Origin of the sequence: Pseudidiomarina aquimaris (genome assembly GCF_003987395.1) — a bacterium.
GTDB classification, from domain to species: domain Bacteria; phylum Pseudomonadota; class Gammaproteobacteria; order Enterobacterales; family Alteromonadaceae; genus Pseudidiomarina; species Pseudidiomarina aquimaris.
Genome location: NZ_PIPT01000002.1, coordinates 59,247 through 71,995, shown reverse-complemented (window position 1 = coordinate 71,995; position 12,749 = coordinate 59,247). Strand labels below are relative to the sequence as shown.

10 protein-coding genes and 1 riboswitch are annotated in these 12,749 nt (G+C 51.2%); of the genes, 9 read left to right on the top strand and 1 reads right to left on the bottom strand.

Annotation, left to right across the window (positions count from 1 at the left end; genetic code table 11):
• Positions 1 to 148: 148 nt before the first annotated feature.
• Positions 149 to 252, bottom strand: a riboswitch (cyclic di-GMP riboswitch).
• Between the two features lie 92 nt (positions 253 to 344).
• Positions 345 to 1,211, bottom strand: a complete 867-nt coding sequence (nadC, locus tag CWE21_RS03305; RefSeq protein ID WP_126833053.1) for a carboxylating nicotinate-nucleotide diphosphorylase — start codon at positions 1,209 to 1,211, stop codon at positions 345 to 347.
• Positions 1,212 to 1,323: 112 nt separating this feature from the next.
• On the opposite strand from nadC, the gene ampD reads away from it, so the two are divergent.
• The 9 genes from ampD (at position 1,324) to CWE21_RS03260 (ending at position 12,727) form a co-directional block, all read left to right on the top strand.
• Positions 1,324 to 1,869 carry a 1,6-anhydro-N-acetylmuramyl-L-alanine amidase AmpD gene (gene ampD / locus CWE21_RS03300; protein WP_420821124.1) on the top strand — a complete coding sequence of 182 codons (546 nt, stop codon included), beginning with the start codon at positions 1,324 to 1,326 and terminating at the stop codon, positions 1,867 to 1,869.
• A 10-nt stretch (positions 1,870 to 1,879) separates the two neighbouring features.
• Positions 1,880 to 2,716, top strand: a complete 837-nt coding sequence (gene ampE, locus CWE21_RS03295) for a regulatory signaling modulator protein AmpE (protein ID WP_126833051.1) — start codon at positions 1,880 to 1,882, stop codon at positions 2,714 to 2,716.
• 183 nt (positions 2,717 to 2,899) lie between these two features.
• Positions 2,900 to 3,646, top strand: coding sequence for a pyruvate dehydrogenase complex transcriptional repressor PdhR (gene pdhR / locus CWE21_RS03290; protein ID WP_126833050.1), 747 nt, complete (start codon positions 2,900 to 2,902; stop codon positions 3,644 to 3,646).
• Between the two features lie 18 nt (positions 3,647 to 3,664).
• On the top strand, positions 3,665 to 6,334 hold the full coding sequence (gene aceE / locus CWE21_RS03285; protein WP_126833049.1) for a pyruvate dehydrogenase (acetyl-transferring), homodimeric type: 2,670 nt from the start codon (positions 3,665 to 3,667) through the stop codon (positions 6,332 to 6,334).
• A gap of 21 nt (positions 6,335 to 6,355) precedes the next feature.
• Entirely contained in the window at positions 6,356 to 8,152 is a 1,797-nt protein-coding gene (gene aceF / locus CWE21_RS03280; protein ID WP_126833048.1) for a dihydrolipoyllysine-residue acetyltransferase, read from the top strand.
• Positions 8,153 to 8,241: 89 nt separating this feature from the next.
• Positions 8,242 to 9,669: a dihydrolipoyl dehydrogenase gene (lpdA, locus tag CWE21_RS03275; RefSeq protein ID WP_126833047.1), complete on the top strand. Its 1,428-nt coding sequence runs from the start codon at positions 8,242 to 8,244 to the stop codon at positions 9,667 to 9,669.
• A gap of 210 nt (positions 9,670 to 9,879) precedes the next feature.
• A complete protein-coding gene (locus CWE21_RS03270; RefSeq protein WP_126833046.1) occupies positions 9,880 to 10,164 on the top strand; it encodes an encapsulin-associated ferritin-like protein in 285 nt (94 codons plus the stop codon).
• A 97-nt stretch (positions 10,165 to 10,261) separates the two neighbouring features.
• The gene (locus CWE21_RS03265) at positions 10,262 to 12,337 is read left to right on the top strand and encodes a M13 family metallopeptidase (RefSeq protein ID WP_126833045.1); all 2,076 of its coding nucleotides are present in this window, start codon (positions 10,262 to 10,264) and stop codon (positions 12,335 to 12,337) included.
• A gap of 30 nt (positions 12,338 to 12,367) precedes the next feature.
• Entirely contained in the window at positions 12,368 to 12,727 is a 360-nt protein-coding gene (locus CWE21_RS03260) for a hypothetical protein (protein WP_198675051.1), read from the top strand.
• Positions 12,728 to 12,749 lie beyond the last annotated feature (22 nt).

Sequence of the window (12,749 nt, the reverse complement as noted above, 5' to 3'; positions counted from 1 at the left end):
GTAATTTCCATTATTATTGTTGTAGGTGTGGCATTCCTTTGTTGGTTGTCACACCAACAACAATTCACTCTGCACTAGCCGAAAGACTGTGGTTGCGCTAGCGACCGTGTAAAGAAAGTCGAAAAGCCACGCCATCCACCAGACTTTAGCCTGCATCCCCGCTATCCGCCAGCATCTTTACGTTTGCAAAGACTCTGGGTTGGACCGGAGGTTTTGCGTCACCGCTTCTCAGCGGCTTTGCCTTTTAAAGCAAATGCCTGGCATTCCCCAAACGCAGCGTCAACTACGCCTGCGGTTTGCGCACTGCAGATTAAACATAGCAGATGTAAGGGAATCGTCAATACTCACGCATCTGAAATTCGAAGAGAAAGGTCAATTGCCTGCACATGTTTTGTTAAGGCGCCCGAAGAAATGTAATCAATTCCAGTACTTACGAGTTTTTCCAAATGTTCTAAAGTAATATTGCCAGACACCTCTAAACGAACATTTTTTGACCTCATTTTAACGGCCTTATGAATATCCTCATAGCTGAAGTTGTCTAGCATGATAATATCTGCGCCGGCGGCGAGGGCTTCTTGGTACTCATCGAGGTTTTCCACTTCAACTTCGACCGGCTTGTCTAGTTGCAAAGTGCGGGCGGCGGTGATAGCTGCGGCAATCGAGCCACAGGCCATGATGTGGTTCTCTTTGATCAGGTAGGCGTCATAGAGGCCGACGCGATGGTTACTACCGCCGCCACAGACCACGGCATACTTCAATGCGGTGCGCAGGCCTGGGAGGGTTTTGCGGGTATCCAGAAGCTTGGTATTCGAGCCTTCCAGTACGCTTGCATAGCGCGCGGTGGTGGTGGCTACGCCCGACAAAGTCTGCAAGAAGTTTAAAGCGGTGCGCTCACCGGTCAACATGGCACGGGCGGGACCGCGCAATTCGCACAGCAGACTATCGGCGCTCACACGGTCACCGTCGGCCACGTGCCATTGCAGGGCTACTTCGCTGCCGAGTTGCTTGAACACTTCGTTGACCCACGCAACTCCACAAATCACGGCATCTTCGCGGGTGATGATGCGGCCGTAGGATTGCTGCTCGGCGGGAATCAGCTGGGCGGTAATGTCTAAGTCACCGCTTAAGCCATTCAAATCTTCTTCAAGGGCGCGGGTGACCATGTGTTCACGATCGGCAGCGAGCAGGGCGGGTTGTACGCGAGTGTCCATTGCGGTGGCTCTTTGTTAGTGGTCCAATGTTCTGCGTATTGTAATGGCTGGCGTTGGGGGTGACAATGTTGGTTAGGTTTTTCTGGTAACGATGAAGGAATAAGGCTTGGAAATTAAAGCTGGCAAGCTCGACTTAGCAGAGCAAAAACTCTCACCGCATCATGATGCGCGGCCTGATCCGCGCGACATCAGTGTGTTGGTGGTGCATGGCATCAGTCTTCCGGCGGGGGAGTTTGGCCTACCTTATATCGACCAACTATTTATGGGCACCATCGATACCAAGGCGCATCCGAGTTTCGACGTGCTAGAGGGCTTAAAGGTATCTGCGCATTGCGTGATTCATCGTGACGGCCGTATTGTGCAGTACGTTCCCTTCCACCTACGTGCATGGCATGCGGGCGTGTCGCATTATTGTGGACGCAAGCGCTGTAATGACTTCGCCATTGGTATCGAACTTGAGGGAACCGATACCGAGCCCTACACTAAAGAGCAGTATCAACAACTTGCACAACTGGCTGCGGCAGCGGTATACGAGTATCCGGCGTTAACGCCGCAGCGGATTGTTGGGCATCAACATATTGCTCCGGTTCGTAAGACCGATCCGGGTCCGGCCTTTGACTGGGATTATTTTCGTTCTCTGTTAGCTCAGGAACTTTAAGGAACAAAACATGCAATTATTGGCGATTTTGTTGGCTTACTCGTTAGAACGCTCGGTGACCTTGAGTCGCAACTTGCATTGGCGTCGCGTTGTCTTGCGTTGGCAGCAGTGGCAAACCAAGAAAACCCAAATGGGGGGCGATAGCCAAGAGAAAATCAGTCAATGGCGCCAACATTTGTTGGGTGAAGTGGTGTGGGCGATTCTACCGGCGCTGATCATTAGCTTTGTAGTGGCCTTGTTTGATTCGTTCCTGATTGCGTTCGTGGTAGGTGTGCTGGCGTTATTGGCAACCATGCAATGCCGCGCCGCACGCGATGCTTACAAAGCCTACTTGGCAGCCGCTAACGAGGGTGATTCGGCAGCTTGCGCTGAACAGTTACGACAGTTGCGTCGTGCTGCGGGTCGTCATGAAGAGGCACCGGTGCATGAGTTATTGCTGTGGATTCATTTACGATTTTACTTCGCGCCGCTGCTTTATTATGTATTGTTCGGTGTATTCGGAGTCCTCGTTTACGCGACGTTGCGTGACATGAAGCATCCACGCAATAAAGCTTGGACGCAGCTGCAGTTGGTACTGCATTGGCTGCCAACGCGACTCATGAGTTTTGGCTTCTTGATGGTGGGCAATTTTGGTAAGGCGTTACCAGTGTGGCTGAATTCGGTCGGGAACACACCGCAAAACAACTTTGTAGCGTTGGCAAAGGTTGCCGATGCGGCGGAAGACCTCACCCCGAAGCATGAGGATGATGTGACCTCGACTGCTCTGACCACTGTTGCATTGCTGAAGCGTAACTTATTGTTCTTTATCGTTTTACTTGCTGTTATGACGATTGCGGGCTGGCTGTAAGCAAGAAAAGTTTGGGTTGTTGGGTTATTTAGTCTAAAATGCCCGTACAAGTTTTGGTAAGACCAATGACCCAAGTGCAAAAGCGTTGTTTGCTATTCGCTGTTCGCACACTCGCTGCGCTCGCTTTTTGTTTAAACAAAAAGCAAACAGCGAACAGCAAACATCGCTCTTAAGGTTTTTTAGATGGCTTTTGACCGCATACAACCGACCAAGCTGTCCGACGTCATCATGCAACGCATCGAAGGCATGATCGTCGACGGCACCCTCGAAGCTGGCGCGCGCTTGCCGTCGGAGCGGGATCTTGCACATCAATTTTCGGTGTCACGACCAAGTTTGCGCGAAGCGATTCAGAAGCTCGAAGCGCGCGGTTTACTTGAGCGACGTCAAGGCGGCGGCACTTACGTTTGCGATAATATGCAGCAGCGCGTGGCGGAACCGCTGCTCGATCTGCTCACACAGCACCCTGAATCGCAGTTCGATTTGTTGGAGTTTCGTCACGCGCTCGAAGGTATTTCGTCATACTATGCGGCGATGCGCGGAACTCCGAGTGATTTAGAACGGATTGAACAGGCCTTTGCCGACATCAAACAAGAACCGGGTACGGAACTTGCCGCACAAGCGCAAGCGCTCACCGAATTTAACCTGCGTATCTGCGAAGCATCGCATAATGTGATCCTCTTGCACTTGGTGCGCAGTATGCAGCCACTGTTGCAGAAAAATATTCAACAAAACTTGCAGGACCTCGCGCACAAGCCCGGCGTCATGCAAGAACTTCACGAACATCGGCAGCACATTGTGACTGCGATCAAAGCTGGCGACCCTGAACAGGCACGCGAAACTTGCCATCAGCTGCTAGCCTTTATTGAACACGCGTTATTGACCTCGAATCGTGAGCAGTCTCGGATTCAGCGGTCATTACGCCGAACGTAAACTGGGTAAGGATAGAGTATGACTGACCATTTGAAAGACGATCTTGATCCACAGGAAACGCGCGAGTGGCTAGACGCCCTCGAAGTCGTGCTGGAAGAAGATGGCCCGGAGCGTGGCCATTACCTGTTGGAATCACTGATCGAAAAAGCCCGCCGTAGTGGTGCGTACTTGCCTTATGCCGCAACCACGGCATATCTGAACACGATTCCAGCGAGCCAAGAGCCGACTATGCCGGGTGACCAGAGCATGGAAGCGCGTGTGCGTGCGGCGATTCGTTGGAACGCACTGGCAATGGTTCTGCGTGCATCGAAGAAAGAGCTTGAGCTCGGCGGTCATATCTCTAGCTTTGCTTCTTCAGCAATGTTGTATGACATTGGTTTCAACCATTTCTTCCGCGCGCCAACTGACCAAGACGGCGGCGACTTCTTGTTTATTCAAGGTCACGCGTCACCAGGTATCTATGCGCGTGCTTACCTCGAAGGTCGCATCAGCGAAGAGCAACTCGATAACTTCCGTCAAGAAGTTGACGGCAAGGGCATTAGCTCGTACCCGCATCCGAAATTAATGCCAGATTTTTGGCAGTTCCCAACGGTATCGATGGGCTTAGGTCCGATCCAAGCGATTTACCAAGCACGTTACCTGAAGTATTTGACTGACCGCGGCATCAAAGATTGCTCGAACCAGCGCGTTTACGCGTTCTTGGGCGATGGTGAGGTGGACGAGCCAGAAACGCTGGGCGCAATTAGCCTTGCCACCCGCGAAGGCTTGGACAACCTGACCTTTATCGTTAACTGTAACTTGCAGCGCCTTGATGGCCCGGTACGTGGTAACGGTAAGATCATCCAAGAGCTCGAAGGTACCTTCCGTGGTGCGGGCTGGGAAGTGATCAAAGTCATTTGGGGTCGTTACTGGGATCCGCTTCTGTACCGTGATACCGAAGGCAAGCTGGCGCAAATTATGCAGGACAGCGTCGACGGTGAGTATCAGAACTACAAAGCCAAAGGCGGTGCTTACACCCGTGAACACTTCTTCGGTAAAACTGAAGAAACCAAAGAAATGGTTGCCAACTTGTCGGATGAAGATATCTGGCGTTTGAATCGCGGTGGCCACGATCCGGTCAAGGTTTATTCTGCTTATCACAAAGCGGTAAATACCAAAGGTCGTCCGCAGGTTATCCTTGCTAAGACTGTAAAAGGCTACGGCATGGGTGCTGCTGGTGAAGGTAAAAACATTGCCCACCAGGTCAAGAAAATGGACATGGACGCGATCAAACACTTCCGTGACCGCTTTAACATTCCAATTAAAGACAGCGATCTTGAAGACATTCCGTTCTACAAGTTCCCAGACGACAGTGCCGAAATGAAGTACATGCGTGAGCGTCGCGAAGCGCTTGGCGGTTACATGCCGAAGCGTCGCGCCGACACTGATGTCGAACTTGAAATGCCTGCATTAAAAGCGTTTGATGCGGTGTTAAAAGGCTCAGGTGACCGTCAGATCTCGACCACGATGGCCTTCGTTCGTGTTCTGACGGCTTTGTTGAAAGACAAGAAGATTGGTCAGCGCATCGTACCAATTATTCCTGATGAAGCGCGTACCTTTGGTATGGAAGGCTTATTCCGTCAGGTAGGTATCTATTCTAGCCAAGGCCAGAAGTACGAGCCGCAAGATGCGGACCAAGTTGCTTATTATCGTGAAGATAAGAAAGGCCAAGTACTGCAAGAAGGTATCAATGAGCTCGGCGCGATGGCGTCATGGGTCGCGGCAGCGACCAGCTACTCGACCAACAACGAGCCGATGATTCCGTTCTACATCTACTATTCAATGTTCGGCTTCCAGCGCGTGGGTGACCTCGTATGGGCCGCAGGCGACAGCCAAGCACGTGGTTTCTTGGTCGGTGGTACTGCGGGACGTACAACGCTGAACGGTGAAGGCCTGCAGCACCAAGACGGCAGCAGCCATATCTTGTTCAACACAGTACCAAACTGCGTTACCTACGACCCGACTTTCGGTTACGAAGTTGCGGTTATCGTACAAGACGGTTTGCGCCGTATGTATGGCGAGCAAGAGAACGTGTTCTATTACCTCACGGTGATGAACGAGAACTACCAGCAGCCAGAAATGCCTGAAGGTGTCGAAGAGGGCATCATCAAAGGTATGTACGAGCTCGAAACGCATAAAGCGAAGAAAGCGAAAGGCGAGGTGCAGTTGCTCGGTTCGGGTACCATTTTGCAGCAAGTTCGCGCTGCAGGTGAGATCTTGGCTGAAAAATACGGCATCACTGCTAAGGTCTACAGTGCAACGTCGTTCAACGAGTTGGCGCGCGACGGCTTAAACGTCGATCGTTACAACATGTTGAACCCGACCAAGAAAGAACAAGTGGCCTATGTGACTAAATTGCTTGAGAAAGCGAAAGGTCCAACGGTTGCCGCTACGGATTACATGAAGCAATACGCTGATCAAATCCGTGCTTGGGTACCGACGCCTTATCGCGTGTTGGGTACCGACGGCTTCGGTCGCTCTGATAGCCGTGAAAACTTGCGTCGCCACTTTGAAGTTAGCGCTGAGTATATTGTTGTTGCTGCGCTGGCTGAGTTGGCAAAAGCGGGTGATGTCGATAAGAAAGTGGTGGCTCAAGCCATCAAAGATTTCGACATCGATGCTGACAAAATCAATCCACTTTACGCATAAACCACGGGAGCGCAGACGACTATGGCAGATTTAAAAGAAGTACTCGCCCCCGATGTCGGCGGCGACGAAGTCGAAGTCATCGAAATTCTGGTGAGCAAGGGCGACAGCGTTGAAGCCGAAGACGGTTTGATCACTGTTGAAAGCGACAAAGCCTCGATGGACATTCCGGCGCCATTTGGCGGTACCGTGGATGAAATTAAAGTGAGCGTAGGCGACAAGATTTCGGAAGGGGATCTTATTGCGATGCTGAGCGCTGCGGAGGATTCGGGATCTGATGATTCGGGATCTTCGTCGGCTGGCGCCGATGCATCGTCTGACGACGACGTAGCCCGTGGTTCTACCACGGGGGAATCCTCCACCGACACCGATGGTGATTCTGACACCGACTCTGACAACGATGCCGACACCAACACCGGTGGCGAAACTAAAACCATCGAAGTCAAAGTTCCAGACATCGGCGAAGACGGCGAAGTTGACGTCATCGAGGTATTGGTAAATGAAGGCGATAGCATCGAGAAAGAAGATGGCCTGATCACCCTCGAAACCGACAAAGCGACCATGGACGTGCCAAGCCCGCAAGCCGGCACCGTGAAATCGGTTGAAGTTAAGGTTGGCGACAAGGTTAGTGAAGGGTCGTTGGTGATTACCTTGGAGGTCGCTTCAGGATCTTCGTCGGCTGGCGCCGATGCATCCGACGAATCGGGATCTTCTCCGGCTGACGCCGGTGCATCGTCTGACGACGATGCAGAGAGGGCAGCCCGCTCCGGGGCAGCCCTGGAGGACGATGCGAAATCGGAGAAAGCCGACGAGGGGCGTGTGACCGCTTCTGGAGAGCGCAAAGCTCCGCCGGTACCGGATCATCCGTTGGACAAAAAAGGTAAAGCGGAAGGCCTTGCCTATGCTTCACCTGCGGTACGTCGTTTAGCACGCGAATTCGGTGTCGACCTTAACCAAGTCAAAGGCTCAGGTCGCAAAGAACGCATCTTGAAAGAAGACGTGCAGGAATACGTGAAGTACGAATTGTCACGTCCAAAAGCAACGGCTTCGGCAGGCGCTGCACAGGGCGCTGGTGGCTTGCAAGTGATTGCACCGCCAAAAGTCGACTTCAGCAAGTTCGGCGAAATCGAAGAAGTGCCATTGACGCGCATTCAAAAGATTTCAGGCCCGAATCTGCACCGTAACTGGGTTACCATCCCACACGTTACGCAGTTCGACGAAGCTGATATTACCGAGCTTGAGAAGTTCCGTAAGCAAGAAAACGAACTGCAAGCGAAGAAAAAAGACGGCGTGAAGATCACCCCATTGGTGTTCATCATGAAAGCGGTGGCGAAAGCGTTGCAAGAGTACCCAGTGTTCAATTCGTCACTGCACGAAGACGGCGAACATCTGATCATGAAAAAATACATTCATATCGGTATCGCAGTGGACACTCCGGGAGGCCTTGTAGTGCCAGTGATTCGTGATGTCGACAAAAAGGGCATTTACGAATTGTCAGAAGAGCTGGTCGACGTTAGCACTCGCGCCCGTGACGGCAAACTGAAGTCACAAGACATGCAGGGTGGGTGTTTCTCAATCTCGAGTCTAGGTGGCATTGGTGGTACCGCGTTTACGCCAATCGTGAATGCACCTGACGTTGCTATTTTGGGCGTTTCGAAAAGTGAAATGAAACCGAAATGGAACGGTAAAGATTTTGAGCCACGCTTGATGTTGCCAACCAGCTTGTCATACGACCATCGTGTCATTGACGGCGCGGTAGCCGCACGCTTTAGTGTATATCTGTGCAACGTGTTGTCAGATATTCGCAAACTGGTTCTATAAATTAAACAAATCGCGCTGGGGCTGTTATAATCCGCCCCGCGCGAATTTTAATCGAATTCTCAAAGATTCTACGAAAGTAAGAGGTCGTCATGAGCAAAGAAATTAATGCCCAAGTGGTCGTACTCGGTGCAGGCCCTGGTGGTTATTCAGCAGCCTTCCGTGCCGCTGACTTAGGTTTGGAAACCGTATTGGTTGAGCGTTACAACACCCTTGGTGGGGTGTGCTTGAACGTTGGCTGTATCCCATCAAAAGCCTTGTTGCACCTTGCCAAGCACATTGAAGATGCGAAGCACATGGCCGACGAAGGCGTGGCCTTTGGTGAGCCAAAAATCGACCTCGACAAGATTCGTAAGTATAAAGAAAAAGTCATCGGTCAGTTGACCGGTGGTCTTGGCCAAATGTCGAAAATGCGTAAAGTCAAAACCGTAACCGGTACTGGTGAATTCGCTAGCGACAAACAGCTTAAAGTAAAAGATAGTGACGGCAACGAGACAGTTATCAACTTTGAGCACGCGATCATCGCGGCCGGTTCTCAGTCGATCAAGCTGCCTTTCGTACCGCATGACGACGAGCGCGTTTGGGACTCAACAGCAGCGCTTGAGTTGCGTTTTGTTCCTGACCGTATGTTGATTTTGGGCGGCGGTATCATCGGTCTCGAAATGGGCTGTGTGTATAGCGCATTGGGTTCGAAAATCGACGTTGTGGAAATGACGGATCAGTTGATTCCACCGGCCGATAAAGACATCATCAAGCCGTTCATGAAGAGCATCAAAGGCAAGTTCGACAACATCATGTTGAACACCAAAGCCGCCAAAGTTGAAGCTAAGAAAGACGGCATCTACGTGACCTTCGAAGGCGACAAAGCACCTGAGAAACCAGTCAAGTATGACGCTATCTTAGTCGCTGTTGGCCGCGCGCCAAACGGTGGTAAAGTTGGCGCCGAGAACGCTGGCGTAAACGTAAGCGACCGTGGCTTTATTGAAGTCGACAAGCAAATGCGCACCAACGTGAAGAACATCTTCGCTATCGGTGACCTGGTTGGCCAACCAATGCTGGCGCACAAAGCAGTGCATGAAGGCCACGTTGCTGCAGAAGTTATCGCTGGTAAGAAGCACTACTTCGATCCTAAGGTTATTCCTTCAATCGCGTACACTGATCCAGAAGTTGCGTGGGCAGGTTTAACCGAGAAAGAAGCGAAAGAGCAAGGCATCGAGTACGAAGCAGCGGTGTTCCCATGGTCAGCTTCAGGTCGTGCTATCGCACAGGGTGCAACCGACGGTATGACCAAGTTGTTGTTTGACAAGAACAACCGCATCATCGGCGGTGCAACCGTAGGTTCAAACGCTGGTGAATTGCTAGGCGAAATCTGTTTGGCTATCGAGATGGGCTGTGATGCAGAAGACATCGCCTTGACCATCCACGCTCACCCAACCCTGCACGAATCAGTAGGCTTGGCAGCAGAAGTGTTCGAAGGCTCAATCACTGACCTACCGAACAAAAAAGCCAAGAAAAAGTAGCCCGTAGTTCTACTACGGGTCTAACTCGCCATCACCTCGATGGTAAAAGAACACCGCGATCGCCTCGGCCTCGCGGTGTTTTTGTTTGCGACCAACCGCCGCAATCATTCGTTACCCCGCAGCGCATTGCAGTTGTACAACCACGCCGCATCCCGTAAGGTAAAGAGGTACTTCGCAGAAAAACTTTTTTACACAAGAAAGGAGCGAGTTATGGCAAACGAAGGTTATCATGAACCCTACGAACTGTTGTCGGACGATACCCGCGACATGCATCGTGCCATCATTTCCCTCATGGAAGAATTGGAAGCCGTAGATTGGTACAACCAACGTATTGATGTCTGTAAAGACGATGAGCTGCGTAAGATTCTGATTCACAACCGTGATGAAGAAAAAGAACATGCGGCAATGACGTTGGAGTGGATCCGCCGGCGCGATAAAAAGTTTGACGAAGAATTAAAAGAATACCTATTCACCGAAGACGTGATAGGCCATTAAAGCGGAAAGCGTTGTTTGCTGTTTGCTATTTGTTGTTCGAAAAACAAACAGCGAACAGCGAATAGCAAACATCGCTCTTATTAGTTAAGAGGAAGTTATGCGTAAAGTTAGTACTTTAGCGCTTAGTGTCGCCTTGGCACTGGGTGTAGCGGCGTGTTCGCCACAGCAATCCACTGAAACCAGCTCAACTGAGCAACCACAGGCCGAAGCACAACAGCAACAGCTCACTTCAGGCCTCGACCTGCAAGACTTCAATACCAGCGTACGTCCACAAGACGACCTGTTCACCTATGTGAATGGCGGCTGGGTTGAGAAAACCGAGATCCCTGCGGACCGTTCGCGCATTGGTTCATTCAACGAACTGCGTGATGAAAACCAAGAACGTCTGCGTTCGATCATCGAAAATGCGGCAAAGAGCTCGCCTGAAGCCGGTTCAAACGCAGATAAAATTGGTGATTTCTATAACAGCTACATGGACGTCGAGCGTCTGAATAGCTTGGGTTATGAGCCGATTGCTGAAGACCTCGCTGCAATTGCTAATCTGCAAAACCACGACCAAGTGGCGGCGCACTTTGCGCAAATGGCGCGTTTTGGTATTAGCTCGCCGTTCGGCTTCTACGTGTACGCCGATGCGAAAAATCCAGATGTGAATACCATGTACATGAGCCAATCAGGTCTTGGCTTGCCGGATCGCGACTACTACCTGAAAGACGAAGAAAAATTCGTTGAAATCCGTGAAGCGTACAAGTCTTATATCAAAGATGTTTTGGGCTTAGTTGACTACGCTGAAGCAGAAGCGGCCGCAGAAGCCGTACTTGAGCTTGAAACCAAGCTTGCCGAAGTGCAGTGGAGCCGGGTTGAAAGCCGTAACGCGGATAAAACCTACAACAAGAAAACCATGGATGAAGTGAAGGAACTATTGGGCGACTTCAACCTTGGCGCATATACCGAAGCCGCAGGCATTGCTACCGTACAAGATGCAGTGGTGCGTCAACCGTCGTACTTCGAAAGCTTCGGCAGCATGTTTGCTGATGTGCCATTGGAAACGTGGCAGCACTACTTAAGCCTGCGTTTGGTGAATGGTTTTGCCAGCGCACTCAGCGAAGACATCAGCGACCGCCGTTTTGCGTTCTACGGTAAAGTCCTCAACGGTACACCAGAGCAGCAACCTCGCTGGAAACGCGGTGTTGATGCGACTGACGGTGCCCTGGGCGAAGTTCTAGGTCAACTTTACGTTGCTGAATACTTCCCACCAGCGGCGAAGCAGCGCATGGAAACGTTGGTTGATAACCTTATCAAAGCGTACGGCGAGTCAATCAAAGAACTCGACTGGATGAGTGAAGAAACCAAGCAAAAAGCTTTGGAAAAACTCAGCAAGTTTACTCCGTATATTGGCTACCCAAGCGAGTGGCGTGACTACTCGGCATTGGTTGTAACCGAAGACGACTTGGTGGGTAACTACAAGCGTTCTTCTGAGTTCGATTATCAAGAGAATATCAGCAAGATCGGTGAGCCAGTCAAAGAAGAAGACTGGGGCATGACGCCGCAAACGGTGAACGCCTATTACAGCCCAGTGCGTAACGAGATCGTGTTCCCAGCAGGTATCTTGCAACCACCATTCTTTGATTTGAACGCTGAAGACGCGGTTAACTACGGTGGTATCGGTGCGGTTATCGGTCACGAGATCGGTCACGGCTTCGACGACCAAGGTTCAAAGTATGACGGTGACGGTAACTTGCAAAGCTGGTGGACCGATAGCGACCGCGAAGCCTTTGACGAGCGCGGTGCCATGCTCGCGGCCCAATACGATACTTACGAGCCGATCGAAGGTGTATTTGTGAACGGCAAGCTGACTCTTGGTGAGAACATCGGTGATTTGGCGGGTCTGACTATTGCTTACAGAGCTTACAAAGACTCGTTGAATGGTGAAGAGTCACCAGTTCTTGATGGCTTTACCGGTGAACAACGTGTATTCCTTGGCTGGGCGCAAGTTTGGCAGACCAAGCAACGTGACGAGTACACCCGTAACCAAGTACTCAGCGACCCACACTCGCCAGCGTACTACCGTGTGAACGGAACCGTAGTCAACGTTCCAGCGTTTTACGAAGCATTTGACGTAAAACCAGGTGACGAGATGTACATCCCGCCTGAAGAACGCGTGACTATCTGGTAAGAAATGGGTTAGACTGTCGCCATGAACGTTATGACACGCTTACTTATTCTGATGCTTTTGCTGGTGCCACTTGTGGCTCCAGCGTTTGCGGCTGCGCCTGCGAGCGAGGCAACAATGAGTATGCAACATAACGACATGGCGGCAGATCATGCCTGCTGTGAAGACAGTGAAGAAACCAAGGTTCATACAACGACCATGGCTGAACATATGTCCTGTGATGGCAGTTGTGGTGACTGCCAGCACTTTTGTGGTGCAAGCGCGCTAGCCTTGCTACCCAATTACTCTTCAGCCCGTGTCCTGCCCGAACAACGACGCTGGTTGCCTACTTTTGCTCACCTCATTACCCGCAAAGACCGTCTCGAACGTCCACCGATGCCTGCGAACAGCTGATCTCGTTTTTCTCAGTTTGTTT